This window comes from Marinobacterium zhoushanense (assembly GCF_014641945.1).
Taxonomy (GTDB): domain Bacteria; phylum Pseudomonadota; class Gammaproteobacteria; order Pseudomonadales; family Balneatricaceae; genus Marinobacterium_D; species Marinobacterium_D zhoushanense.
The window spans coordinates 314,956-339,925 of the sequence record NZ_BMIJ01000002.1; the positions used below are offsets into that span (position 1 = coordinate 314,956).

A 24,970-nucleotide genomic window follows, 5' to 3' on the forward strand; every position below is an offset into this window, starting at 1 on the left:
GGCTCAACCCTCCTGCGCCTTGCGTTTCTTCGCTGCCAACCCTTCAAGCATGTAGCGCTGCCAGGTCGAATGCTGGTTCACGTAGAGCCCCTCCTGGGTAAACTCGGTACCGGTCAGCACCGGCTGGATATCCAGCGCCTCGGTATTGGCGGTAGGGCCTGTCGCCCAGTTTTCGCAGCCACGGGAGATGTCGTTCCAGCGCTCGGCGCGGCCCTCGAAGCCCTTCTGCGCCTCACGGAACTCGACCAGGTCATCGGGCGTACCCATACCGGAGACGTTGAAGAAATCCTCGAACTGGCGGATGCGGTTTTCGCGATCGGCGTCGGACTCGCCCTTGACGCCCAGGCAGAAGCTATGGATTTCGGTCTTGTTCCAGGCCACCGGACGGATCACGCGCAGCTGAGAGCTGATCTGATCCATGAAGAACAAGCTGGGATAGATGTTGAGGTTGCGCAGGCGGTGCATCATCCACTCGGCGCGGGTCTGGCCATACTCCTCGATCAGGCGCGGCATCACACTGGCATAACCAGGGCGCACTTCTGGGTTCGGCATATCACTGAACAGGATGGTGTGGCCGTTCTTGAACGCGAACCAGCCATCATCGGTCTCCTTGTCCCCGGCGCCAAGCTTGCTGTAGTCCAGGGTCTTGGAGGCACCGCCCTCTTTTGCCGCGTCCTGCTGCTGACGATGCTGCACCGTGGCCACGTAGTTGTAGTGCACGGTGCTGACGTGATACCCGTCGAGACCGTTCTCGTTCTGCAGCTTCCAGTTACCGTCAAAGGTGTAGCTGGAGGAACCGGGCAGCACCTCGAGCTCACCGTTCGAAGACTGCGCCGCCATCATGTCGAAAGCGATCTTGGCGTCCCCAAGGAACTCCTCCAGTGACTGCTTGCACTGTGTATTCAGGTTGATGAAGACGAAACCCTTGTAGCTGCTGACCAACGCCTTGCGCAGGCCACGGGTGGACTTGTCGAAATCCTGCGGGTACTCGTCCGGTGCCTTGACCTTGACCAGCTTGCCGTCGGACTTGTAGCACCAGGCGTGGAACGGGCAGGTAAAGGTGGACTGGTTCCCCTTGCAGACGCGTGTCAGCGTGGCGCCGCGATGCTGGCAGGCGTTGAGCAGCGCGTTGAGCTCACCCTTGGCGTCACGGGTGATGATCATCGGCTGTCGGCCAGCCTGCATGGTGAAGAAGTCGTTGGGATTGGCGATCTGACTCTCGTGACAGGCGTAGATCCAGGTGTTCTCGAAGATCAGTTCCATCTCGAGATCGAACAGTTCACGATCGGTGAATACTTCACGTGCGACCTTGTAGACCTTGTCGTCCGGACGGAAATCGAGGGCAGATTCGATCTTCTCCCTCCAGATCTCCAGCATCTCTGTATTTGTTGTCATCGTGATGACCTCCGGTTAGAGACGGGGCCTTGTACCCCGCCGGTGGGTTTATGGATTCATAAGACCAAACCGCCCCCCTACTCGCCTATCCGGATTTTTTAGAAGCGTTATCCCCTTTTCACCACGCACCAAACAGGGTCATTTGCGCCATATATATGTGCACGTATGCCGGCCTACCAAAGCCGATTGCAATTCATGTACTTAAATCAGGAAATGGTAATCCCACAAATAAAACGCTGCCTCTTTTTATTGCACCTGCACAATAAAACATCAGGTTCAGAAAGGCTGAGACACGACAAAAAAGCCATTTTTATCGATTTCGAACCTGAATGGCGCGCATGAACGCAGACGCCAATATAAGGATTAAGCAATTGACCGAGATCAAGGGCCATGCTAGTTTGAAGGTTGGCTCAACCCATGTTAGCCAAAAGAATTATTATAACGTCTACATAAAGACAGGGCCGGTAAATCCGGTTTTCACTATGCTGGAAAACGTAAGCCTGTTTGAAGCTGAGTCGTCAAAAAAGATATCAGCCGATATCCAGGATACTGCCGACGCGGTTTCATGGATGTCTAATATATGCGGTCCTCACGACCTCACCGTCTACAATGCGCGTAAAATGCATTTCAGGCACGTGGGTAATATTCTGAACTCGACCACCACGGCCATTGGCCATATCGAGTACGGCACCGACGTCACGGTCAAAATCGAGGATCTGGAAAACAGCTACAGCATCAGCCTGCCGATCAGTGGGTTTCAGGAGTTGTCGACGCCGGACAACAAGACCGAGTCCAACATTACCAGCGGCATCATCATCTCCCCTTCGGCGCCCTGCGAGCTCAATATAAGTGGCAACTGCCGCAAGAGCCTGGTCAGAATTTCGCGTCGGGAGATGGAGCTTTCACTGGAATCGATGATTGGCAAGCCGATCGACAAGCCTTTGATTTTTGAACCAAAAATGGATGCCCGCGTGGGTGCACCCAGTGCCTGGTGGCGCACGATAAGGCTGATCGAGCAGGAGCTTTCACAGGCTGGTAGCCTGTACAATTTCGCCCCGTTTATCCGCGATATAGAGCAAGCGCTGATCAAGGGACTGCTCACCTCGCAGCCGCATAACTACTCGGATGCGGTGCGCGATGCGTTCAAACGCAAGCTACCGGCCTACATCATCAAGACCATCGACTATATCCGCAGCAATGCCAAGAATGATCTGCATATAGAAGATATCGAGTGGGTTGCCGGCGTATCACGAAATAAGCTCTACGCCGATTTCAAGGTCCATTTCGGTGAACCGCCGACCGCTTACCTTAAACGGGTAAGACTCGAAGGCGTACGCAATGACATCATCGCCAGCTGCGGCCATGAGAGCATTTCAAATCTTGCAATGAACTGGGGCTTTAGCCATTTAGGCCGTTTCTCATCCGAGTATAAGAAGCTTTTTGGAGAAACCCCTTCCGATACTCAAAACAGATCACGGCTTGAAATATAGCCGTACCAATACCTGACTTAATAACTGATAGAAAAACACAAAACAACCAGTCAAAACCAGCAAAAAATTATCAACAAAAGCACCGACCACCTTTATTAAAGTGGTCGGTTTTTTTAATTTAAACACCGATATATTTAGCTCAAAACCGAATAGTAACCTCTCAAGTATTTTACGCGATCTCGTCGACATATTCCGCCGCTTCCTGACGACTGAAAAAGCGTCCGTGACGGACGAAGCCGGAAACAATACTGCTTCTAATCGCGACAATCCGACCAGCGCGATCACGTTTGACAATCCACTCTTCAGGTAGCCCATCCAGCGTATGAAAAGGGGCGACACGGCCATCCCTGAAACGTGACAGCTCGACTCGTCGATCACACTCGTCCTGAAAGGCTGGTACGAAAGCGTACTGAGCATTATTTTGACTGATGCCGCCGGTGTGTCGGTATTCGATATTTTCGCTTTCCAGCGGGCTAAGAGTTTCGACTTTCATGATGGCCACCTTGTGATTGTTCTGTTATCGGCTCCTGCACATTGGAATTTGTCCTTTCTGTTGGTTTAACAATGCGACAGATCATCATGAACAGCGCTCCGATGGGTGCAGAACCTAGCCGCTGAGTGCAGAAATCTGCACGCGATTACTCAGCCCCCTTACGAGGGCCGATCATTCAAACGGCTCCACCAGCCAGGCGATGAACACGCGCAAGCGTGGCGGCATCTGGCGCTGCTGTGGATAAAGCACGGACAAGGGAAATGGCGGCGGACGACGCGACATATCCAACGGTTCGTCGGCGCCGACGAAGCTGCGCAGCTGGTGGATGCGCATCCCGCTGGTCACATCCGCTCTCGGCACCACGCTGCTGGTCACCCTGTTCCCGGAGCTGAGCCTGAATGAAGCGGACGAGGCAACGGAGCACAGAAGCCTCCGTTATCATCTGTCTCGCCATAGCCTCCGCTATGAGTTTCCTGGTCCTGGGCGCGGCGTTCCGGGGCATTGTCATCGGTTCCATTGCCTGCCTGGTACTTACCAGGTCACTGAGCATGACTTCGCTGAAAGGAATCGCGATCTGGCGGCCCGATTACCCGTCGCCGCACCGGTAGCAGCTTGCAATACAGAGGCCCGGAATGATCGGTGCGTTTATGAAATCCCGCTCATACACAAACATGCGCCGCTGGACAGCCTAGATCCTGCCCCCCCAAAAAAAAGGGGGACACTGGTCCCCCAAAAACGGCCTTGATAGGAGCCGGCCAGGGAATAGCGCTTAGCGCCTCAGATCAGGTTATACACAAACACCAGCAGCACGGCGGCCGGGGTGATGAAGCGCAGTACGAACATAAACAGCTTGAACGCCAGCGGATTACCGAAGGAGAGCTCGTTCTCCGCTGCCTGTTTGGACATGAACCAGCCCAGGAACAGCGCGGTAAAGAAGCCGCCCAGCGGCATCATCAGGTTGGCGGTGGCGTAGTCGAACAGGTCGAAAATGGTCTTGCCTTCGAAGCGGGCGATGAAACCCAGCGGATGGACGCCCGACCACTCGTTCAGCGACAGGATGGTCAGGATACCCAGTGCCCAGATGCTGATACCGCCGATCAGCGTGCAGCGCAGGCGGTCGTAGCCCTTCTGCTCCTCGAACCACTCCACCACTGGCTCCAGCAGCGAGATCGCGGAGGTGACCGCGGCAACCACCAGCAGGACAAAAAACAGGGTGCCGAACAGCACGCCGCCCGGTATCTGACCGAACGCGATCGGCAGGGTGTTAAAGATCAGTCCCGGACCGGCGCCCGGCTCCAGGCCGCTGGAGAACACGATCGGGAAGATCGCCAGACCTGCCAGCAGTGCCACGAGGGTATCGACCACGGACACGGTGACCGCAGTTTTCGCGATCGAGACCTGCTTGGGCAGATAGGAGCCGTAGGCCATCATCACGCCCATACCCAGGCTCAGAGTGAAGAAGGCGTGGCCCAGTGCGGTCAGCACCCCTTCGGTACTGAGCTTGGAGAAGTCCGGCGTGAACAGGAAGCTGAGGCCGTCGGCGAAGCGGTCGGTACTCAGCGCGTAGCCCACCATCACCAGCAGCAGCACGAACAGCAGCGGCATCAGGATATTGATCGCCTTCTCCATACCGGAGGTGACACCTCGGGCCACGATCAGGATCACCAGCGCCATGAACACCGAGTGCCAGAGCAACAAGCTATAGGGGTCGGCCAGCAGCGCGCCGAACTGGGCACCGATCTGCTCAGTGGTCGCGCCGACGAACAGGCCACCGGCGGACTTGCCCACATAGGCCAGCGCCCAGCCGCCGATAACGGAGTAGAACGACAGAATCAGGTAGGAGGAGAGCATCCCCATGCCGCCGATCCAGGCCCAGCGTTTGGAACGGCCATCCCGCTGCGCGAGTTGACGCATGCTATTGATCGGGCTGCGACCACCGCGACGACCGATCGCCACCTCGGCCATCATGATCGGGATACCGATCAGCGCAATACAGACCAGGTAGACCAGTACAAAAGCACCACCACCATTCTCACCGGTGATATAGGGGAACTTCCAGATATTGCCCAAACCCACGGCGGAACCGCTGGCGGCGAGGATAAACGCCAGCCGCGAGGACCACATCGGGTGGGCCGCTTTCGCACCGGAACCAGCATCGGTTGCCGCGGATCCCGCGGTTGGATTCTGAGTCAACTCAGTCATCTATACGTCTCCATCTTATTCTTATCTTGTGGACAGTTTCGAGAGAGTATCCCCCCGCGACCGATGTACAAGCCGGGGCACGGGCGGCGGGGTGTTACTTGTTCATAAAGCGTTCTTCGGCCAGTTCATTGGCGATCTCACCGGTGGGACGGCCGCTGTCGTCAGCACGCCGGAAGATCTCCTGCAGCGTGTCGGCGATGGTGTCGATATGGGCACGTACTTTCGTATGTTCATGACCGACGCGCTCGTAGTAGATATCGATGATGCCACCGGCGTTGATCACGTAATCCGGTGCATAGAGGATGCCGCGCTGCTGGAGCATCTGATCGTGCTTGGCCAGCGCCAGCTGGTTGTTGGCAGCTCCGGCGATCACTTTCGCCTTGATCTGCGGAATGCTGAAGTCGTTCAGCACCGCACCCAGGGCGCAGGGCGCCAGCACATCCACGTCCAGTCCCAGGATCTCCTCCTGCGCGACCGCGGTAGCATCCAGTTCGGTCACCGCCAGGCGCACCTGCTCCTCGTGGATATCGGTGACATACAGCTCGGCACCGGCCTGGCGCAGATGCTTGGCCAGGCGGTAGCCGACATTGCCCACCCCCTGGATCGCGACCTTGAGACCGGTCAGATCGTCGCGGCCGAGCTGATGTTTGACCGCCGCCTTCAGGCCGACAAAACAGCCGTAGGCGGTGGCCGGCGACGGATCGCCGTTACAGGGCAGACCGTCGATACCGGTGCGTTCGGTGATGCCGGCCACGTTATCGGTAAAGCGGCTCATCACCTGCAGGTCGGGCACGCTGGTGCCGGAGTCCTCGGCGGCGATGTACTGGCCACCGGTGCGTTCGAGGCAGCGTCCCATCATCTCCAGAAGCGCCTCTGACTTGTGCTGGCGCGGATCGCCGATAATCACCGACTTGCCACCGCCAAGCTTCAGGTTGGCCAGCGCCGACTTGTAGGTCATGCCTCGGGACAGGCGCAGCACATCACGCAGTGCCTCCTCGTCACTGGCGTAGTGCCACATGCGGCAACCGCCCAGCGCCGGACCCAGGTTGGTGTTGTGCACGGCGATGATCGCCTTCAGGCCAGTCTTCTCATCACTGAAGAAGGTCAGCTGTTCGTGGTTATCGAATTCCGGGTGGCTGAATACGGACATGTTCTCTAGCTCTTTCAATTGTTCATTCGGATTGGTAACGGGGGCGTTCATGCGCTCACCTCATGCAGCTGCACGTACGGGTCGGTGCTTCGACCGGCATCGGTGCCGCTGTTCAGTCGCTTGAGCAACTCGACACGCTGCACTTGGGCTTTTTCGTACGCCTTCTCTTTCACCGGACCGTAACCGCGGATGGCGGCGGGCAGTTGCGCCAGCTGGCAGGCGGCATCGTAGTTTGCAGCGCTGAGCTGGGTCAGGATCAGCTGAATATCGGCCTCGTACTCGGTGATCAGGCGCAGCTCCAGGCGGCGGTCGGCACTGTAGGTGAAGGGATCCAGCACCGTGCCACGCAGGCCGCGAAGGCCGGCCAGCAGCCGGAACAGCGGCAGCATGCGCTTGCCTGCGAACTTGCGCTTGCGCGGACGCCCGGTGGCCGGGTCGAGTCGGGAGATCAGCGGCGGCGCCAGGTTGAACTCCAGCTCGAACTCACCCTCGAACTGCTCCGCTAGTTGCTGACGGAAGCTGTCGGAGGATAGCTGACGCGCGACCTCGTACTCATCCTTGTAGGCCAGCAGCTTGCTGTAGTACTCGGCCACGGCCCCCGTTAATCTGAGAGGCAGACGGCTGCCCTTGCCCAGCGACTGCTCGGCCTGCCGCACCTGATTCACCCGTTCGAGATAGCGCTGTGCCAGCGCCTCGTTCTGGTACTCGCGCAGGTGCTGCATCTCGCGCTCGACCAGCTGGTTGAGGCTGGGTAGCAGCTTCAACGTCTGTACGCTGGCATCCGGGTCGACCAGGGTTTCGACCCGGGTCAGGTCGAACGCGGCACGGCGGCCCCAGAGGAACGCCTGCTTGTTTGCCTCGACCGAGGCGCCGTTAAGCTCGATGGCGCGTTCGATCGACTGGCGGCGGAGCGGAATCAACCCGCGCTGCCAGGCGTAACCGATGCAGAACAGGTTCACCGCCATGCCATCGCCAAGCAGTCGGGTGGCCAGACGGGTGGCGTCGAGACAGTAGCTACCGCCAACCACGGCGGTATCGCAGATCACCTGCTGCATCTGCGCAGTGGGCACCTGCAGGTCCGGGTCGCGGGTGAACGCCGCCGGCATGGTTTCGTGGTTGTTCACCACCACGCGGCTGCGCTGGCGCTCCAGCTTGCCCAGCGCCTCTTCGCTGGCGCCGACCATCAGGTCGAAACCGATCATCAGGTCGGTCTCACCGGCCGGGATGCGCACGGTGTGGATCTGCTCCTGGCTCGGGGCGATGCGGATATGGCTCATCACCGCGCCGAATTTCTGCGCCAGGCCGATCTGGTCCAGCACCCCGGCGCCCTTGCCCTCCAGGTGTGCCGCCATGCCCAGCAGGGCGCTGACGGTGACCACGCCGGTGCCGCCGACACCGGTGAGCAGGATGTTGTAGGGCTGTGCCCTCTCTACCAGCGGCGGTAGTCGCGGCTCCGGCAGTTCCGGGAAGCTGGCATTCTTGCCAACCAGTTCCGGCTTGCGCAGCTTGCCACCCTTTACGGTGACGAAGCTGGGACAGAAACCGCGGACGCAGCTGAAGTCCTTGTTACAGGCGGACTGGTCGATACTGCGTTTGCGCCCGCGCTCGGTCTCCTCCGGCAGTAGTGACAGGCAGTTGGACTGCACGCCGCAGTCACCACAGCCTTCACACACCTCGGTGTTGATCACCACGCGCTGCTCGGGATCGCTCATCTTGCCGCGCTTGCGGCGACGACGCTTCTCGGCGGCACAGGTCTGGTCATAGATCATCGCGGTACAGCCGGGGATCTCACGCAGCTCCATCTGCACCGCCGCGAGGTCATCGCGGTGGTGGAAGGTGACACCGTCGGCAAAATCGGCACGGCTCGGATACTTGTCCGGCTCGTCGCTGACCAGCGCGATGCGGCGCACCCCCTCGCCATAAAGCTGGTGGGTGATCTGCTGCACGGTCAGGGTGCCGTCGATCGGCTGGCCACCGGTCATCGCCACGGCATCGTTGTAGAGGATCTTGTAGGTGATGTTGACGCCCGCCGCCACCGAGGCGCGGATCGCCAGCAGCCCGGAGTGGAAGTAGGTACCGTCACCCAGGTTCTGGAACACATGCTTGTTGTCGGTAAACGGCGCCTGGCCGATCCAGGTCGCGCCCTCCCCGCCCATCTGGGTGAAGGTGTCGGTGCCGCGGTCCATCCAGGTCGCCATGTAGTGACAGCCGATGCCGCCCAGGGCGCGGCTGCCCTCCGGCACGGTGGTCGAGGTGTTGTGCGGGCAGCCGGAACAGAAGTGCGGGGTACGCTCCAGCAGCGCCCGCGGTTGTGCCAGCTCCGCCTCCTTGTCATTCAGGAAGGCCAGGCGCTGCTGCATCTGCTCGCTGGTATAGAAACCCTGGATGCGCGAAGCGATGGCCCGGGCGATCATCGCCGGGGTCAGCTCCGACAGTGGGGTGACCAGTTCAGCCAACTGCTCGTCACGCTTGCCGACCACGCGCGGACGCCGGTCGTCCTGCCAACTGTACAGCTGGGTTTTCAGCTGATCCTCGATCAGGCCGCGCTTCTCCTCGATCACCAGTATCTCGTCGAGGCCCTGTGCAAACTCACGGATCCCCTCCGGCTCCAGCGGCCAGGTCATCGCTACCTTGTACAGTCCGATACCGAGCGATGCCGCCAGCTCGTGGCTGATACCCAGATCTTCCAGCGCCTGCAGCACGTCCAGGTAGGACTTGCCGGTGGTGACGATGCCTAAACGGGGTTGCGCAGGCTGAATCACGATGCAGTCGAGGCGGTTGGCGCGGCAGAACGCCTGGGCCGCGGCCAGCTTGTAGTTGAGCAGCCGCGCCTCCTGCTGCAGTGGCCGATCCGGCCAGCGTGCGTTGAGGCCATCGGCGGGCAGCTCGAAATCGGTGGGATAGATGATCTCCAGCCGCTGCTGATCCAGGTTCGCCGAGATCGCCGAGTCCATCACCTCGGCCAGTGCCTTGAAGCCAACCCAGCAGCCGCTGAAGCGGGACATCGCCCAGCCGTACAGGCCGAGATCGAGCATCTCCTGGATGCCGGAGGGGTAGAGTACCGGCATCATCGCATCGGCGAAGGCGTAATCGCTCTGATGCGGCAGGGTGGAGGATTTGCAGGCGTGGTCATCACCGGCCACGGCGAGGACACCGCCGTAGGGCGAGGTACCGAAGGCGTTGGCGTGCTTGAACACGTCGCCGGTGCGGTCCACACCCGGGCCCTTGCCGTACCAGAGGCCGAACACGCCGTCGTATTTCGCACCCTCGAACACATTGACCTGCTGCGAACCCCAGACCGCGGTGGCGCCCAGGTCCTCGTTCACACCGGGCTGGAAGGTGATGTTGTACTTTTTCAGGTAGTCGCGCACCTGCCACAGGGTCTTGTCGAACCCGCCCAAGGGCGAGCCGCGGTAACCGGAGATGAAACCGGCGGTGTTGAGCCCGGCGGCGCGGTCGCGCTCGGCCTGCAGCATCGGCAGACGCGCCAGCGCCTGGCTGCCGGTGATATAGACCCGGCCGGAGGTTTTTTCCCACTTGTCCTGGAGACTCACTGAATCGAGAGTCACCGTATCGAGAGTAACGGGCTCAGAGGTAGCTGAGTCCAGAGTCACGGAATTTTGCATATGATCGCTCCCGGTCCTGAGCGGCAGCTGTAAAGCCGCCTGAAGCAGGACGTACCGATGAAAAGTCGAATGAACTTAAGGTGGACGGATTAGCGTCGCGGTGAATGTTCAGTTCGGGAGCTTGATATGCCGCCGGATACGACCGGCTGTAGAAGAGAGCACGCTGAAAGTGTGGCTGTAACGCAGAGATTGAGCATCATAACGAGCTACCTATAACCGCAGCTGGATCACAGCGTTGGCTTCCTGTTGTTGTTATTGTACCGGCAGGGATACGCCGATCATGTACAGCTCAACCGCCTGGGTCAGGCGATTCAGCGACCAACAGTATAGGGGTTTTCCCTAGGCGTCAAGATTGAAGTTTTGATGCTTTCCAGTGATTTTTCCGGCAGAAATAAAAAAGGGGGCCTAAAGCCCCCAAACAGCAATATCTCAACCCAGATCGCCACCGCCCACCGGCAGTACCGTGCCGGTGATATAGGACGCATCGTCGGAGGCCAGGAACAGGATCGCGCTGGCCTGTTCCTCCGGTGTGCTGTAACGCTTCATAAAGGTGGAGTCGATGGTCTGGTCGACGATCTGCTGATACCAAACCTTCTCCTGTTCCGACTGCTGAGCGGTGTTCCTGGGGATACGACGCTCGCCCACATCGGTGCCGCCCGGAGCGACAGCGTTAACCCGGATACCGTGTTGCGAGTTTTCAAATGCCATGCACACGGTCATCGCGTTGACGCCGCCCTTGGCCGCGGCATAAGGCACACGGTTCAAACCGCGGGTAGCGATCGACGACACGTTGACGATGGCACCACCACCCTGCGCCTGCATTGGCTTGAGCACGGCATGACAACACCAGAGCGTGGGGAACAGCGAGCGCCGCACCTCGGCTTCGATCTGCTCCTCTTCATAGGCTTCGTAAGGCTTGGCCCAGATGGTACCGCCCACGTTATTGACCAGGATATCGATGCGGCCGAAGCGGCTGACCGCGCCGTCGATGGCGCGGCAGCAGTCCGGGTACTGCTCCAGATCCGCCGTTTCCACGTGCACGGCGACGGCTCCGGCGGCTTCCGCCTCCTGCGCCACCTCGTGGACGATCTCGGAGCGATCGACCAGCACCAGCTCGGCGCCTTCTGCCGCCATCTGCAGCGCCACCGCCCGGCCGATGCCCTGGGCCGCACCGGTGATCACCGCCACCTTGTTCTCAAATCGTGCTGCTCTCATAGCCGGTCACCCCTCAGTGGCTTGCCGCGAACTTCTCGTAGTGGAAACTGACCGGCTGTATGCCCTTGGCTTCGATGAAGCCGTTGACCGCCTCAACCATCGGCGGCGGACCGCACAGGTAGATATCCACCTCGCCTGCGTTCAGATGGGACGGTTCGATATGGTCGGTCACGTAGCCCTTGCGAGGCCAGTCGCTCTCGGGCGAGGCAACACAGGCACTGAAGCTGAAGTTGTCGATCTCGGCAGCGAAGGCCTCCAGTTTCTCCAGCTCGACCAAGTCGAAATCGTGGGTCACGCCGTAGATCAGGTGCACCGGGTGTTCGCTGCCGCAGGCGCGGATCTTGTCCAGCATCGCCAGGAAGGGTGCGAGTCCCGTACCCCCGGCCAGCATCAACACCGGACGCTTGATATCGCGCAGGTAGAAGGAGCCGAACGGACCGCGCAGGGTCAGCCTGTCACCCACCTTGGCCTGTTCGGCCATAAAGCCGCTCATCAGGCCACCGGGCACGACGCGGATCAGGAAGGAGACCGATTCATCCTGCTCTCTGACCATGGAGCTGAAGGAGTAGGCGCGGGTCTGATCGGTGCCGGGTACCTGCACGTTGACGTACTGGCCGGGCAGGAAATGCAGGGCGCGGACCTGGTCACCGGCGACGGTAAAGCTCAGCGTCGACTGCGACAATCGGTTGATCTCGGTGAGTTCACCGTGCACGTCGGCCTGCTGACTGCGCACGCAGACCTCGGACGAGGCGGGAACGGTCACCACGCAATCGCTCTCCGGCACCATGCAGCAGGTCAGCACGTAGCGCTGTTCTGCCTCATGATCGGACAGGGCGTCGTCGATATAGCCGTCCATCGCGTATTCGCCGGATTCGCAGTGGCACTTGCAGGTGCCGCAGGCGCCGTCACGGCAATCCATCGGGATATTCAGACCGGAACGGTAGGCGGCATCGGCCACCGACTCTCCGGGCAGGGTTTGAATGAACCGGGTTACACCATCTTCGAAGTTGAGCGCTACTTTATGCATTTTCAGCTACCTCGGCCCCCTTTGAGGCGCCGGCCAGGCGGCGTCTCAAGGGTGCTCGTTATTATGGGTTCACGGGTATCAGAGGTGGTACACGTCGACCACGTGGTGGATGCAGTCGTTCTTGATCACCACCTTCTTGCGCTTGATCTTCAGCGCACCGTCATCGCCACGGACCAGGGTCAGGTGCGCGCTGCCGTAGTAGGTATCGGTGGTCTTGTAGCGATAGCTGTTGGTCAGCCAGCTATAGCGCACCTCGGCATCGTTCTCGGATGAGGTCAGCAGCTCGATATTGCTGAGCATGTGCTGGGTACGCGGTTCCGGCAGGCTGGAGGCGCTGGAGCGCTCGGTCTTGATGCGGAACACGCGGTCCTCCAGACCATCGCGACGGGCGTAGTAGACCAGCGAGATCTCGCTCTGCGGATCGGTGGTCAATTCGCCATCGTCATCCCAGCTGGGTACCCAGTACTCGGCCTCCTTGTCGTAATGTGCGAGCCAGGCATCCCACTGCTTGTCATCCAATGCACGGCTCTCGGAGTAGAGGAAATTGCGTACCTGTTCGTATGTAATGCTCATCTCGGTCTCCTTATGCCTCTTCCTGCTCTTCGTTAACAGCGTCGGTCAGTGTTTGGGTCCAGTAGCGGTGCTGCACGGTGTACAGCCCTTCGTCCTCGGACTTGGCACCACTGAGTACCGGGTGAATACCCAGCGCTTTGGCATCCTCATCCGGCCCCTGGATCCAGTGCTCGGCACCGCGACACATGTCATTCCACGGCAGGGAGCTGGCCTTGAACCCCTCCTGACAGGCGCGGAACTCCTCCAGGTCGTCTGGCGTTGCCATACCCGAGGCGTTGAAGAAATCCTCGTACTGACGGATACGGTGGGCACGGGCTTCGGCGCTCTCACCTTTCGGCGCGATGCAGTAGATGGTGACCTCGGTCTTGTCGACGGAGATCGGTCGCCACATGCGGATCTGCGAGCTGAACTGGTCCATCAGGAACACATTCGGGTAGAGACAGAGGTTACGCAGGTTGCCGATCATCCAGTCGGCGCGCGCTTCACCATACTTCTCGACCAGTTCGTCGCGGCGCTCGTAGAGCGGGCGGTCCTGCGGGTTGGGCCAGCGCATCCAGAGCAGGATATGGCCCTGTTCGAACGCATAGAAACCGCCCTTCTGTTTGTTCCAGGTGGAGGCATCCATCGCCTTGACGTCGTCGATCGACATCCCTGCCTTACGCCGGCCGGTGGTGGCGACGTAGTTCCAGTGGGTGGCGGAGACGTGGTAACCGTCGGCACCGTTTTCCGCCTGTACCTTCCAGTTGCCGTCGTAGGTATAGGTAGAGGAACCGCGCAGCACCTCGAGTCCTTCCGGTGACTGATCGACAATCATGTCGATGATCTTGGCCGCTTCGCCCAGGTGCTCTTTCAGCGGTTTGACGTCCGCTTTCAGGCTGCCGAACAGGAAGCCGCGGTAGGATTCAAAACGGGGTACCTTTTTCAGGTCGTGCGAGCCGTCGCAGTTGAAGGAAGCGGGGTAACCGGCTTCTTCCGGATCCTTGACCTTGACCAGCTTGCCGTCGTTGTTGAAGCTCCAGCCGTGGAAGGGGCAGGTATGCACTGCCTTGTTGCCCTTCTTCTTGCGGCACAACACGGCGCCGCGATGGCTGCAGGCGTTGATGTAGCAGTTCAGCTCGCCCTCTTTGTTGCGCGAGATGAAGATCGGCTGGCGACCGATGAAGCCGGTGAAGTAGTCGTTCTTGTTCGGGATCTGGCTTTCGTGGGCCAGGAAGATCCAGTTGCCCTCGAAGATGTGCTTCATCTCCAGTTCGAACAGCTCTTCGTCGGTGAACATCTCACGACGGCAGCGATAAAGACCTTGCTCTTTATCCTCTTCCATCATGCTGCTTAGCTTGGTAATCAGATCTTGATGCATGGGGTGCCCTCCTTCTTTTTAAATCAGATTAGGGCTGTGGGGAATAAGCCACTATCCACTGAGCGCTATCCTTTATCCCCTGGTTGCAGCCTACGAAAATTCCTGTTTAAAAAATGGATAGGATTCGGACGTATACTCAAAAACATTCGGACATAAAAAAGGCCTCCCGTAATGGGAGGCCAAATAACAAGCACTGGAACTGATGCTACACGCTATTACCGGTGATCAGGTCAAGACGGTGAGGAAACGCTCGTTGAGCACTGTCCGCATCCCAGGTGATCGGTTCGTGGTCCGGGTAGAAGTAGTCGCCACCCGCCTTCAGCACATCCTCCCAGGTCTCCAGGAAGAAGGAGGCGTGGTGGAACCTGCCCGGTTCCGGGTGATCGATAAAGGCGATATCGTGGGCCTTCATGCCGACGGTGAGGAACTGCGCCACGCGCTTGCCATCCGGCGTCATCACCTGCTCGCACAGGTCGAAGCCGAGCACGTCGCGGAACAGGTCAAAGGTCTTGTCCAGGTTCGGGCCATAGAGCAGGCAGTGATCGAAGCGCTGCGCCTTCATCCCCTTCAGGTCACGGGGCCAGGCTTCCGGGTTGTGGTTGCCGACACCGTAGCGGCCGGTCTGGGTCTTGGTGGCGTAGAGTTCGAAGCTGTGCCCGGTGGGCGCAACGAAACGCACGCGACGGCCGCAGTCGATCAGTTCGCCGGCGGGGATATCCTCGATCTCGCAACCAAACGCGGCCAGCTCACCGCGCAGGGACTCGAGCACCGCTTCGCTGAGGACCTTGAAGCCCAAGAAATCCATGCCGGCGCTGTCCGCCTCGCGCAGCACCACGGAGAATTTGTCCACCTCGGTCCAGCCCTTCAGGTAGACCCGGCCCTGGTCGTCGCGGTCGGTCTCGATCAGGCCGATCAGGTCGCGGTAGTGAGCAACCGCCTCATCCATATCCAGCACCCGGATCTGCACATGGCCGGGACGTATTACACCTTTTTTCATTGTCACACCTCTTTTATCGGTTTTATTCGCGGCGCGCCCCTTTATTAAAAGGACACAGGGCATGAACTCGATAATTAAACTCGTGGCGCGACGGGGAAATCCATTTACTGCAACTCCTATCCACCCTATGCAGTTTCGACATAGGGATAGTGGACAGTTGCAGTTTATGGACATTGGTGTGCATCTGGCGGCTATTGATCCAGATCAGCTTTCTTTCTAATCGACCTTGAATAAAAACAAATACAACCGAGAGGTCACAGATGGAAAACTATAACAAGTTCATGCGTACTCTCCTGGCCGGCACCGTCGTCGCCACCCTTAGCGCCCAGGCGCTGGCGGACAATGCCGAGCCGATCAAGGTCGGTGTCATGCTGCCGTTCAGCGGTATCTATGCGGCCCTTGGCGATGCCGGCCGCAACGGTCTGAAAATGGCATTGAAGGAGCATGCGGGTGAGCTCCACGGCCGCCAGATCGAATTTATCGAGATGGATACCGAAGCCAAGCCGGAGAGGGCTCCGGAGATCGCCTCCTCCCTGCTCAATCAGCACCACGCGAATTTCATCATCGGCCCGGTTCACTCCGGGGTGGCCATGGGCATGATCAAGGTGTTGAAGGACCAGGACACCATCATGATCATCCCCAACGCCGGCGCCAATGCCGCCACCGGGCCGCTCTGTGCACCGAATATTTTCCGCACCTCCTTCTCCATGTGGCAGCCCTCCTACCCGATGGGCCAGGTGGCGTTGGATAGCGCCTACAAGCGCGTCGTGACCATGAGCTGGAACTATGGCGCGGGGCGTGAAAGCCTGGAGGGATTCGAGGAGGCGTTCAAGGCAGGAGGCGGCGAGATCATCAAGCAGATCATGGTGCCCTTCCCGAAAACCGAGTTCCAGTCCTACCTGTCGGAGATCGGTTCGATCAACCCGGATGCCGTGTTCGTCTTCTTCGCCGGTGGCGGCGCGGTCAAGTTCGTCAAGGATTACGATGCGCTGGGCCTGAAAGGCAAGATCCCGTTGCTCGGCAGCGGTTTCCTGACCGAGGGCACCACCTCCGCCCAGGGACCGTCAGCCGAGGGTATCCGCACCACCCTGCACTATGCCGACGGCCTGGATAACGAGGTCAACACCAAGTTCCGCCAGAACTACCAGCAGATGTTCGGCAAGGAGGCGGATATCTACGCGGTACAGGGCTACGACGCAGGTCTCTTGATCGCCAAGGCGGTGGATCAGCTCGGTGGCGATATCAGCGATCAGGCGGCCCTGATCCAGGCGATGGAAAGCACCACGCTGCTGAGCCCGCGCGGCGAGGTCAGCTTCTCCAAGGCGCATAACCCGATCCAGAACATCTACCTGCGTGAGGTGGTGGACGGCGCTAATAAGGTGATCGACGTGCCGGCGGCCAAGCTGGAAGACCCGGCGCGCGGCTGCAAGCTCTGATAGTTCAGCAGTCCGGAGGCGGCGCCACCCGCCTCTATAAGCAATTGATTGACTTCGGAAGTAGCCATGACAACTTCACTATTTTTCGTGCAGCTGATCAACGGTCTGCAGTACGGCCTGCTATTGTTCCTGATCGCCTCCGGCCTGACACTGGTCTTTGGCGTCATGGGCATCCTTAACCTCGCCCACGGCTCCATGTACATGGTGGGCGCCTACCTGGCCTGGTACTTCGTGCAGCAGACCGGCAGTTTCACACTGAGCGCTGTGATCTCCGCGATCATCGCGCTGCTGATCGGCATTGTCGTCGAGCGCACGCTGATCCAGCGTCTGTACCGGCGTAACCACCTGGATCAGGTGCTGCTGACCATCGGCATGATCTTCGTGTTCAACGCCCTGCAGAGCATCCTCTGGGGGAACGACCCGCTGGGGGTGCAGGTGCCCGATGCCATGTCCGCGGCCATACCGCTGACTGATGTGGTCGAATACCCGGTCTACCGTCTCTTCGTGGCGCTGCTCTGCGTCGCCATCGCCGCCATCATGTACTACATGATCAATCGCACCCGCCTGGGAATGCTGATCCGCGCCGGTGAATCCAACCGTGAGATGGTCGAGTGCCTGGGCATCGATATCAGCCGCCTGTACACCATCGTCTTCGCCATCGGCGTCATGCTTGCCGCTGTCGCCGGTGTCATCGCCGCCCCAATGAGTTCGATCGTGCCGGGTATGGGCGAGCATGTGCTGATCGCCTGCTTCGTGGTCGTCGTCATCGGCGGCATGGGCTCGATCAAGGGCGCCCTCATCGGCGCGCTGCTGGTCGGGCTGGTGGATACCTTCGCCTCGGTGCTGCTACCCCAACTGTCGAGCATGATGATCTACATCCTCATGGCGTTCATTCTGCTGATCAAACCTCAGGGTTTGTTCTCATCCTGATCCGGAGGTGCTGTCATGTTATTCAACAACCGTACCGAACGTTACTTCGTCTGGGTGTTCTTCCCGCTGGCGCTGCTGATGCCGCTGTTCCTGGAGCAGAACACCTTCTACGTCAGCAAGCTGACCACGGTGATGATCTTCGCGATCTTCGTCATGTCACTGGATTACCTGGTCGGCCGTTGCGGCCTGATCACCCTGGGCCACGCCATGTTCTACGGCCTCGGCGGCTATATCTTCGTGATGATCGCGCCGGAGTACGAGGCGGTTAACTTCTGGGTCTATACCTTCTACATCTGCGTCATCGCCGCCGCCGTGGCACTGGTGATCGGTTTTCTGGTGCTGCGCACCAGCGGCATCTACATGATCATGATCACCTTGGCCTTCGCCCAGATGACCTACTACTTCTTCTCCGACTCGCTCGATTTCGGCGGTAACGACGGTGTGTTCATCTACGTGAAACCGGACACCAGCCTCTTCGGCCTCAGCCTGTTCGATCTGGAGAACCCGACCCACTTCTATTACCTGTGCCTGCTGTCGCTATTCAATACGCTGTTCTTTTTTCGCCTGGTGACCCGCTCCCGCTTCGGCCGCGTCATCGACTCGATCCATGAGAATCCGGGACGGACTACGGCGTTGGGCTACAACATCTTCGTGTTCCGTCTGATGGCGTACACCATGGCATCGGCACTGGGCGCTTACGCCGGATACCTGTTCACCCTGCAGTACGGGTTCGTCAACCCGTCGATGCTGGCCTGGACCACATCCGGCTCCGCACTGGTGATGTCGATACTCGGCGGCATCGGCAGCATCTACGGCGCCATCCTCGGAGTCCTGGTGTACGAGGGGCTGCACTTCAGTCTGGAACACCTGACCGAGCACTGGCTGCTGTTCATGGGCGCTCTGATCATCCTGATGGTGATCCTGTTCAAGAACGGTATCGCGGGTTACCTCGAGAAGCTTTTGGAGAGACGCTGATGAATAACAACGTGATTCTGGAAAGCCAAGTGATTCTGGAAACAGAGGGGCTGTGCAAGTACTGGGGCGGTCTCAAGGCGCTCGACGATATCTCGCTGAAATTCCATGACCGTGAGCTGCACGGCATCGTCGGCCCCAATGGCGCGGGCAAGAGCACACTGCTGAACCTGCTCTGTGGCCACTACAAACCGACCAGTGGCCGGATCGTTCACGAGGGTGCGCCGATCGATGCGATCAAACCCTACGCCTTCGCGCGCCGGGGGATAGGCCGCAGCTTTCAGAAAACCAATATCTACCCCAACGCCACCTGTCTGGAAAACTGCAGCGTCGCCGTGCAACGCCGTATGGGCGGCAGCTTCAACTTCCTGCGCTCTCGCCACCGCCAGGAGGTGTTGGAGGAGATCGCCACCGAGGCACTGGAAAAGGTCGGCCTGCTGTCACGCCGGAACGAGGTCGCCGCGCATATCAGTTACGGCGAACAGCGCCAGCTGGAGATCGCCATGGTATTGGCGACCTCCCCCTGCGTACTGCTGCTGGACGAGCCGATGGCCGGCATGGGCCATGAGGAGTCGCAACTGATTATCGAGCTGCTCAAGCAGCTCAAGCAGGAGTACTGCATCGTGCTGGTCGAGCACGATATGGACGCGGTGTTCGAGCTGTCCGACAAACTGACGGTGATGGTCGACGGCCAGCACCTGACCACCGGCACTGTCGATCGGGTGCGTGACGATCCGAGGGTGAAGGAAGCCTACCTGGGCCAGGGCGATGAGGTGTACTGAGCGATGAATAAACTACTGGAAGTAAAAAGCCTGCATACCCTCTACGGCGAGAGCCATGTGCTGCACGGCGTGGGATTCGATGTGGAGCCGGGCCAGGCGGTCAGCCTGATGGGCCGTAACGGCATGGGCAAGACCACCACGCTGAAATCGATCCTGGGACTGGTGCAACCACGCAGCGGCAACGTGCTGTTCAATGGTGAGGAGATCACCCAGTTGCCCACCTGGCAGCGGATGCGACGGGATATCGCCTATGTCCCAGAGGGGCGCGGCATGTTCCACAATCTGTCGGTGAAGGAGCATCTGCAGATGGCCGCCCGCCCGAACAAAAGGGGCGAACATAATTGGGACTACGACCGGGTGCTGGAAACCTTCCCCCGGCTGCAGGAGCGCCTGGGTAACCTGGGTACCCAGCTCTCCGGCGGCGAGCAGCAGATGCTGGCGATCGGCCGCGCACTGGTGACCAACCCGGACCTGTTAATCCTGGATGAAGCCACCGAAGGTCTGGCACCGCTGATCCGCAAGGAGATCTGGGAGGTGATCCGCACCATCAAGGCCAGCGGCATCTCCACCATCATCGTCGACAAGAACATCAAGGTGCTGAAGGAGTTGTGTGACAAGCACATCGTACTGGTCAAGGGCCAGGTGGTGTTCAGCGACAGCTCTGAGGGGCTGAGCGCCAGACTCGATGAAGTGGAGTCCTACCTGGGGGTATAAGGCCGCAGGCCCCGTCAGCGGGGCCTGGATACCCTGTCTGTTCGACATTTCGTTGATCGGGACGTTCTAGTAACATGCCCCGTTTATGGTCTACCACCTGTAGGGACAGCCTGAAATGAGCTCAGATCTCGACACGGACTCAACCGATAACCCTGTGACCCCGACTCGTCAGGGGATAGGCTCCCTGGAGCTGGGTCTGAAGATACTGGACACCATCGCGCAATCGGCACATCCGCTCAGCCTGAAGGAGCTTTCCCAGCGCCTGCAACTGTCACCGAGCCGGCTGTACAAATACCTGGTCAGCCTGATGCGCACGGACTATATCGTGCAGGACAGGTCCAACTGTTACTCCCTCGCCCATGCCAGCCTGACACTGGGGGTGGCGGCGCTGCGACGAATCGACCCTATCCAGCTCACCTTTCAGGCGGTGGAAAAGCTCAACACCAGCAAGGATGTAACAACCTCGGTAACGATCTGGAACGGACATGCGCCACTGGTGATCAAATGGCTCGATGCCAGCCAGCCGGTGGCGGTCAATGTCCGCCTGGGGATAGAGCTGTCGCCTTTCTTTTCGGTTTCAGGCCGCATCTTTCTCGCCAACCTGCCCCGGCAACGGATGCTGGAGATTGTCGAGGCCTTCTACCAGTCGCCCCCGGCCCTGCCCAGGCACAATGGAACGCCGATACAGAAAGAGGCGTTCTACCGCCATCTAGAAGAGGTCAGGGAGCGCAACTACTGCTGTTTCTACGGCGATTACCTGCCGGATATCAATGTCATGGGCAGTGCAATTCACGATATCAACGGCAATGTCTCATCGGTGGTATCGATCATGGGCCTGGCGGGTGATATCGACGTGAGGCCCGGCGGTCCCTACCACCGGGCGCTGTTAAGCTGCACGCGTCAGGTAACCGATCAGATCTGCGGTCAGCGCTGAGCGCCACTAAGCTGAGTGAACGTTAGCGCCGCCGCTTGAAGGTTTCAGAGGGCAACTCGCCGAACATCTTGCGGTAATCGGAGGAGAAACGTCCCAGGTGGGTGAAGCCGTAATCCAGCGCGACTTCGGTTACGTTACGCACCTTGTGATTTGAGATCAGCTCTGCACGCAGATTCTTCAGCTTGGCATGTTTCACGTATAACCGCGGTGTCAGGCCGAAGTGCTTGGAAAACTGGTTGTACACCGTGCGTACACTGACGTTGCTGGTCTGCGCCAGCTCATCCACATCGATCTCCTCTTTGATGTGGGCATCGATGTAGGCGATCAGCTCGGCAAAGCCGCGGTCCATGCCAGCGCAGGACTGCTCCTGGGAGTTGTTGGCAAACTGCTGCAACAGCTTTCTAAGTAAAATATCGCGGTAGGGCAGGAGCAGGCTGTCGAGTTCGACCTCGTTCTCGTTGGCTTCGGTGAGCAGGGCATCGAGAAAACGCAGGAAGCAGACCGCATTATTGAGGTCCACGACACGGCGCTCAAAACGGATACCGTCACGCGGTACCATACCGATCTGCTCGAGACAGGCGCCCTTCAAAATCTCTTCGGGCACCTTGATAATCACCTTTTCGCAGTCCTCGGTGTAGGACAGGTCGATGCGCTCTTTGGGGTTCATCATCAACGCCTGGCCCGGGTGCAGCAGCAGGCGTTGATCGTCATCATAGTGCCAGTAGCACTGCCCTTTGGTCACCACCTGGAAGTGGTACACCTCGGCCAGATCCGGGCAGCGCACGCGCACCTGGTCACCATAACTGATGCGGGATAGGCCGATATCGGCGAACTCGGTATAACTCAGGCTGGCAGATGAGGACTCCGAACGCCCCTGCTGCGCCGCCATCTCCAGACGGTGGCGTCCAACATGCTGGTTGACATAGTCGGAGACCAGAAACGGGTGAGCGCCATCGAATACTTTCGAGTTGTTGAGCACATCGAGCAGCATATCAACCACCTAGCTATTTTATACTTATTATTAATCGATTAATTATAGGTAAATAAAACCGGCGCTTCAATGGGTGCTTTTTGCACAATCCGGCCCAATATGAGCACCACTTGCTGCCCCTGATTCGAGCACTGCCAAGCGTAAAATAAAAGCGCCCGCACGGGGCGGGCGAACTACGACTCGTTAAGAGGAGAAGTCAACGACCCAACTTTTTGGCCGAGACGCCGCCGATACCAAAGTGCTCCTTGGGCATCTCGGTGATCAGCACGCGGACGCTCTCCAGCGGGGCATCCAGCGAGCGGGCGATTGCCTCGCTCACCTCGGCGATCAGGCGCTCCTTCTTCTCCTCGGAACGCCCCTCCATGATGTGCACGACTGCGATAGGCATGGTCGCCTCCTGTCTATAAAGGGCTATGAAGGCTCAGACGAACTTGCCGCCGATGCTTCCAAGACCCTGATAATGCACGGTGAAGTTGTCACCCTTGTTGACCTGCACCGCCGCGGTGATTGCACCGATCATGATGAAGCTGCCCGCCTTCAGGCTCTCACCACGCTCGGCCAGCATATTGGCCAGCATCGCCACGGACGCCGCCGGGTGGCCGAGTACCGCCGCACCGGCGCCGGTCTGTACCACTTCGCCGTTGATCTCCATCACCACGCCGAGGGTCTTCAGGTCCAGATCGGCCACATCGGCCATGCGGCCGCCGGTGACGAAACGGCTGGAGGAGGAGTTGTCGGCGATCACGCTTTTCAGGTCGAACTTGAAGTCCTTGTAGCGGGAGTCGATCACCTCCACTGCAGGCATCACAAAGTCGGTGGCGCGCAGCACGTCGCCGATGTGGATACCCGGGCCCTTCAGCTCATCCTTCAATACGAACGCCAGCTCGGCCTCGATCTTCGGGTGGATCAGCTCGTCGTGCTTGATCTCGCCGCCATCGGGCACGGTGAAGTAGTCGGCGAGGAAACCGTAGCAGGGGTGCTCGACACCCATCTGTGCCATCTTGGCCCAGGAGGTCAGGCCCATCTTCATGCCGACGATCTTGTTGCCGCGCTCCTCCTTGCGGCGACGGATCTCCCACTGGATGTCGAACGCATCTTCGTAGGTCATGCTGGGGAAGTCATCGGTGATCTTGGTGACTTCGTATGCCTGCAGTTCGGCGTTCTCCAGGTGGATCGCCAGCTCTTCAACCTGTGATTTACTCAGGCTCTTACCTTTAACATCAGCCATCAGATCAGCCCCTTCTGTTTCGCCATGGTCAGTGCCAGGTCTTCGATCATGTCCTCCTGCCCCCCCACGGTGCCGCGACGGCCCAGCTCGACCAGGATGTCACGGGCCGGGATGCCGTATTTCTTCTCCGCACGCTGGGCGAACAGCAGGAACGAGGAGTAGACACCGGCGTAGCCCAGGGTCAGTGCATCGCGGTCGACACGGATCGGCTGATCCATCAGCGGCACGATCAGGTCTTCGGCCACATCCATGATCTTGTACAGGTCGATGCCGGTCTCACAGCCCATGCGGTCCAGTACCGCACATAGCACCTCCAACGGTGTGTTGCCGGCGCCGGCACCCAGGCCCGCCACCGAACCGTCGATACGCGCAGCACCCGCGTCGATGGCGGCCAGGGAGTTGGCCACGCCCATCGCCATGTTGTGGTGACCGTGGAAACCGATCTCGATAGTGTCCGGCAGCTCGTTACGCAGCAGGCCGATCTTTTCGCTCACCTCGTCCGGCAGCATGTAACCGGCCGAATCGGTGCAGTAGATGCAGTTGGCGCCGTAACCGACCATCAGCTTGGCCTGCTCCAGGATCTTCGCCGCCGGCACCATGTGCGCCATCATCAGGAAGCCAACGGTGTCCATGTTCATCTCACGGGCCATGGTGATGTGCTGCTGGGACACATCCGCCTCGGTGCAGTGGGTCGCCACGCGGATGGTGGAGACGCCCAGCTCTTTGGCCATCTTCAGGTGATCGACGGTGCCGATCCCCGGCAGCAGCAGCGCCGAGACCTTGGCCTGCTTCATCTTCGGGATCACCGCACCGAGGTACTCCTCGTCGGTGTGGGCCGGGAAACCGTAGTTGACCGAGGCGCCGCCGAGGCCGTCGCCGTGGGTCACCTCGATCAGCGGCATCCCTGCTTCATCCATCGCCGTGGCGATGCTGACCATCTCGTCGACGCTGATCTGGTGGCGTTTTGCATGCATGCCGTCGCGCAGGCTCATATCGTGCAGACGGACTTTCTTACCTTGCAGATTCATATTTCTATCTCCCGTCCTATCAGCCACGTTCCGGCAGTGAAATGGTGCCGTTCGCCGCTTCTTCGGCGAACATCTCGGCGGTGCGCAGGCCCGCCGCGGTCATGATGTCCAGGTTGCCGGCGTACTTGGGCAGGAAGTCACCCAATCCTTCGACCTCCATGAAGCAGGAGACGCGGTTGCCGTCGAACACCGGACCGTTGACCAAGCGGTAGCCCGGTACATATTTCTGCACCTCTTTCACCATCTGGTGAACGGATTCGGTGATCGCGTCCTGGTTCGGCTCGCCCTCGGTCAGGCAGTGGATGGTGTCACGCATGATCAGCGGCGGCTCGGCCGGGTTGATGATGATGATCGCCTTGCCCTTCTTGGCACCGCCCACCTTCTCCACCGCGCCAGCGGTGGTGCGGGTGAACTCATCGATGTTCTGGCG

At 59.4% G+C, this 24,970-nt stretch carries 22 protein-coding genes and 1 pseudogene; 7 read left to right on the forward strand and 16 right to left on the reverse strand.

Annotation, left to right across the window (positions count from 1 at the left end; all coding sequences use genetic code 11):
• Positions 1–3: 3 nt before the first annotated feature.
• The gene (gene antA / locus IEX40_RS05655) at positions 4–1,395 is read right to left on the reverse strand and encodes an anthranilate 1,2-dioxygenase large subunit (RefSeq protein ID WP_188746165.1); all 1,392 of its coding nucleotides are present in this window, start codon (positions 1,393–1,395) and stop codon (positions 4–6) included.
• A gap of 371 nt (positions 1,396–1,766) precedes the next feature.
• Here antA and IEX40_RS05660 point away from each other — a divergent pair, with 371 nt between their 5' ends.
• Positions 1,767–2,885, forward strand: coding sequence for an AraC family transcriptional regulator (locus tag IEX40_RS05660; RefSeq protein WP_229680612.1), 1,119 nt, complete (start codon positions 1,767–1,769; stop codon positions 2,883–2,885).
• 169 nt (positions 2,886–3,054) lie between these two features.
• On the opposite strand, the gene IEX40_RS05665 is transcribed toward IEX40_RS05660, so the two are convergent.
• The 10 genes from IEX40_RS05665 to IEX40_RS05715 form a co-directional block, all read right to left on the reverse strand.
• The gene (locus tag IEX40_RS05665; protein WP_188746166.1) at positions 3,055–3,378 is read right to left on the reverse strand and encodes a hypothetical protein; all 324 of its coding nucleotides are present in this window, start codon (positions 3,376–3,378) and stop codon (positions 3,055–3,057) included.
• A gap of 171 nt (positions 3,379–3,549) precedes the next feature.
• Positions 3,550–3,723, reverse strand: a complete 174-nt coding sequence (locus IEX40_RS22085) for a hypothetical protein (protein WP_229680613.1) — start codon at positions 3,721–3,723, stop codon at positions 3,550–3,552.
• 432 nt (positions 3,724–4,155) lie between these two features.
• Complete coding sequence (locus tag IEX40_RS05680) at positions 4,156–5,580, reverse strand: sodium-dependent transporter (protein WP_188746170.1); 1,425 nt, start codon at positions 5,578–5,580, stop codon at positions 4,156–4,158.
• Between the two features lie 94 nt (positions 5,581–5,674).
• Positions 5,675–6,730 (reverse strand): Leu/Phe/Val dehydrogenase, encoded by a 1,056-nt coding sequence (locus tag IEX40_RS05685; RefSeq protein ID WP_188746674.1) that lies wholly within the window; start codon positions 6,728–6,730, stop codon positions 5,675–5,677.
• Positions 6,731–6,777: 47 nt separating this feature from the next.
• Positions 6,778–10,356, reverse strand: coding sequence for an indolepyruvate ferredoxin oxidoreductase family protein (locus IEX40_RS05690; protein ID WP_229680614.1), 3,579 nt, complete (start codon positions 10,354–10,356; stop codon positions 6,778–6,780).
• A gap of 429 nt (positions 10,357–10,785) precedes the next feature.
• The gene (locus tag IEX40_RS05695) at positions 10,786–11,571 is read right to left on the reverse strand and encodes a 1,6-dihydroxycyclohexa-2,4-diene-1-carboxylate dehydrogenase (RefSeq protein ID WP_188746172.1); all 786 of its coding nucleotides are present in this window, start codon (positions 11,569–11,571) and stop codon (positions 10,786–10,788) included.
• Positions 11,572–11,584: 13 nt separating this feature from the next.
• Entirely contained in the window at positions 11,585–12,598 is a 1,014-nt protein-coding gene (benC, locus tag IEX40_RS05700) for a benzoate 1,2-dioxygenase electron transfer component BenC (RefSeq protein ID WP_188746174.1), read from the reverse strand.
• Between the two features lie 78 nt (positions 12,599–12,676).
• On the reverse strand, positions 12,677–13,171 hold the full coding sequence (locus IEX40_RS05705) for an aromatic-ring-hydroxylating dioxygenase subunit beta (RefSeq protein ID WP_188746176.1): 495 nt from the start codon (positions 13,169–13,171) through the stop codon (positions 12,677–12,679).
• 10 nt (positions 13,172–13,181) lie between these two features.
• Positions 13,182–14,528, reverse strand: coding sequence for a benzoate 1,2-dioxygenase large subunit (benA, locus tag IEX40_RS05710; RefSeq protein WP_188746178.1), 1,347 nt, complete (start codon positions 14,526–14,528; stop codon positions 13,182–13,184).
• A gap of 205 nt (positions 14,529–14,733) precedes the next feature.
• Positions 14,734–15,525: a VOC family protein gene (locus IEX40_RS05715; RefSeq protein WP_188746180.1), complete on the reverse strand. Its 792-nt coding sequence runs from the start codon at positions 15,523–15,525 to the stop codon at positions 14,734–14,736.
• 260 nt (positions 15,526–15,785) lie between these two features.
• On the opposite strand from IEX40_RS05715, the gene IEX40_RS05720 reads away from it, so the two are divergent.
• The 6 genes from IEX40_RS05720 (at position 15,786) to IEX40_RS05745 (ending at position 21,293) form a co-directional block, all read left to right on the forward strand.
• The gene (locus IEX40_RS05720; RefSeq protein WP_188746182.1) at positions 15,786–16,961 is read left to right on the forward strand and encodes an ABC transporter substrate-binding protein; all 1,176 of its coding nucleotides are present in this window, start codon (positions 15,786–15,788) and stop codon (positions 16,959–16,961) included.
• Positions 16,962–17,027: 66 nt separating this feature from the next.
• A complete protein-coding gene (locus IEX40_RS05725) occupies positions 17,028–17,891 on the forward strand; it encodes a branched-chain amino acid ABC transporter permease (RefSeq protein WP_188746184.1) in 864 nt (287 codons plus the stop codon).
• Positions 17,892–17,906: 15 nt separating this feature from the next.
• Positions 17,907–18,866 carry a branched-chain amino acid ABC transporter permease gene (locus IEX40_RS05730; RefSeq protein WP_188746186.1) on the forward strand — a complete coding sequence of 320 codons (960 nt, stop codon included), beginning with the start codon at positions 17,907–17,909 and terminating at the stop codon, positions 18,864–18,866.
• Positions 18,866–19,645 (forward strand): ABC transporter ATP-binding protein, encoded by a 780-nt coding sequence (locus IEX40_RS05735; RefSeq protein WP_188746187.1) that lies wholly within the window; start codon positions 18,866–18,868, stop codon positions 19,643–19,645. The genes IEX40_RS05730 and IEX40_RS05735 overlap by 1 nt, the downstream gene beginning before the upstream one ends.
• Before the next feature lie 3 nt (positions 19,646–19,648).
• Positions 19,649–20,359 (forward strand): ABC transporter ATP-binding protein, encoded by a 711-nt coding sequence (locus IEX40_RS05740; protein WP_188746189.1) that lies wholly within the window; start codon positions 19,649–19,651, stop codon positions 20,357–20,359.
• Positions 20,360–20,474: 115 nt separating this feature from the next.
• On the forward strand, positions 20,475–21,293 hold the full coding sequence (locus IEX40_RS05745) for an IclR family transcriptional regulator (protein ID WP_188746191.1): 819 nt from the start codon (positions 20,475–20,477) through the stop codon (positions 21,291–21,293).
• A gap of 22 nt (positions 21,294–21,315) precedes the next feature.
• Here IEX40_RS05745 and IEX40_RS05750 read toward each other — a convergent pair whose 3' ends face one another.
• The 5 genes and pseudogenes from IEX40_RS05750 to IEX40_RS05770 all read right to left on the reverse strand — a co-directional run.
• Positions 21,316–22,284, reverse strand: a complete 969-nt coding sequence (locus IEX40_RS05750; RefSeq protein ID WP_188746193.1) for an AraC family transcriptional regulator — start codon at positions 22,282–22,284, stop codon at positions 21,316–21,318.
• 196 nt (positions 22,285–22,480) lie between these two features.
• Positions 22,481–22,672 (reverse strand): 2-hydroxymuconate tautomerase, encoded by a 192-nt coding sequence (gene thmT / locus IEX40_RS05755; RefSeq protein WP_188746194.1) that lies wholly within the window; start codon positions 22,670–22,672, stop codon positions 22,481–22,483.
• A 33-nt stretch (positions 22,673–22,705) separates the two neighbouring features.
• Complete coding sequence (gene dmpH, locus IEX40_RS05760; protein ID WP_188746196.1) at positions 22,706–23,512, reverse strand: 2-oxo-3-hexenedioate decarboxylase; 807 nt, start codon at positions 23,510–23,512, stop codon at positions 22,706–22,708.
• Complete coding sequence (gene dmpG / locus IEX40_RS05765; RefSeq protein ID WP_188746198.1) at positions 23,512–24,540, reverse strand: 4-hydroxy-2-oxovalerate aldolase; 1,029 nt, start codon at positions 24,538–24,540, stop codon at positions 23,512–23,514. Before dmpG ends, dmpH begins: the two co-directional genes overlap by 1 nt.
• A 19-nt stretch (positions 24,541–24,559) precedes the next feature.
• Positions 24,560–24,970: pseudogene (locus IEX40_RS05770) on the reverse strand (acetaldehyde dehydrogenase (acetylating)); the annotation flags it as partial.

Coding starts and splice junctions, on each gene's coding strand:
- IEX40_RS05735 (WP_188746187.1), top strand. CDS start 18,866: ATGAATAACAACGTGATTCTGGAAAGCCAAGTGATTCTGGAAACAGAG.
- IEX40_RS05750 (WP_188746193.1), bottom strand. CDS start 22,284: ATGCTGCTCGATGTGCTCAACAACTCGAAAGTATTCGATGGCGCTCAC.
- IEX40_RS05690 (WP_229680614.1), bottom strand. CDS start 10,356: ATGCAAAATTCCGTGACTCTGGACTCAGCTACCTCTGAGCCCGTTACT.
- IEX40_RS05665 (WP_188746166.1), bottom strand. CDS start 3,378: ATGAAAGTCGAAACTCTTAGCCCGCTGGAAAGCGAAAATATCGAATAC.
- IEX40_RS05725 (WP_188746184.1), top strand. CDS start 17,028: ATGACAACTTCACTATTTTTCGTGCAGCTGATCAACGGTCTGCAGTAC.
- thmT (WP_188746194.1), bottom strand. CDS start 22,672: ATGCCTATCGCAGTCGTGCACATCATGGAGGGGCGTTCCGAGGAGAAG.
- IEX40_RS05680 (WP_188746170.1), bottom strand. CDS start 5,580: ATGACTGAGTTGACTCAGAATCCAACCGCGGGATCCGCGGCAACCGAT.
- dmpH (WP_188746196.1), bottom strand. CDS start 23,512: ATGGCTGATGTTAAAGGTAAGAGCCTGAGTAAATCACAGGTTGAAGAG.
- IEX40_RS05730 (WP_188746186.1), top strand. CDS start 17,907: ATGTTATTCAACAACCGTACCGAACGTTACTTCGTCTGGGTGTTCTTC.
- IEX40_RS05705 (WP_188746176.1), bottom strand. CDS start 13,171: ATGAGCATTACATACGAACAGGTACGCAATTTCCTCTACTCCGAGAGC.
- benA (WP_188746178.1), bottom strand. CDS start 14,528: ATGCATCAAGATCTGATTACCAAGCTAAGCAGCATGATGGAAGAGGAT.
- IEX40_RS05745 (WP_188746191.1), top strand. CDS start 20,475: ATGAGCTCAGATCTCGACACGGACTCAACCGATAACCCTGTGACCCCG.
- IEX40_RS05720 (WP_188746182.1), top strand. CDS start 15,786: ATGGAAAACTATAACAAGTTCATGCGTACTCTCCTGGCCGGCACCGTC.
- IEX40_RS05740 (WP_188746189.1), top strand. CDS start 19,649: ATGAATAAACTACTGGAAGTAAAAAGCCTGCATACCCTCTACGGCGAG.
- IEX40_RS05695 (WP_188746172.1), bottom strand. CDS start 11,571: ATGAGAGCAGCACGATTTGAGAACAAGGTGGCGGTGATCACCGGTGCG.
- antA (WP_188746165.1), bottom strand. CDS start 1,395: ATGACAACAAATACAGAGATGCTGGAGATCTGGAGGGAGAAGATCGAA.
- IEX40_RS05715 (WP_188746180.1), bottom strand. CDS start 15,525: ATGAAAAAAGGTGTAATACGTCCCGGCCATGTGCAGATCCGGGTGCTG.
- benC (WP_188746174.1), bottom strand. CDS start 12,598: ATGCATAAAGTAGCGCTCAACTTCGAAGATGGTGTAACCCGGTTCATT.
- IEX40_RS05685 (WP_188746674.1), bottom strand. CDS start 6,730: ATGTCCGTATTCAGCCACCCGGAATTCGATAACCACGAACAGCTGACC.
- dmpG (WP_188746198.1), bottom strand. CDS start 24,540: ATGAATCTGCAAGGTAAGAAAGTCCGTCTGCACGATATGAGCCTGCGC.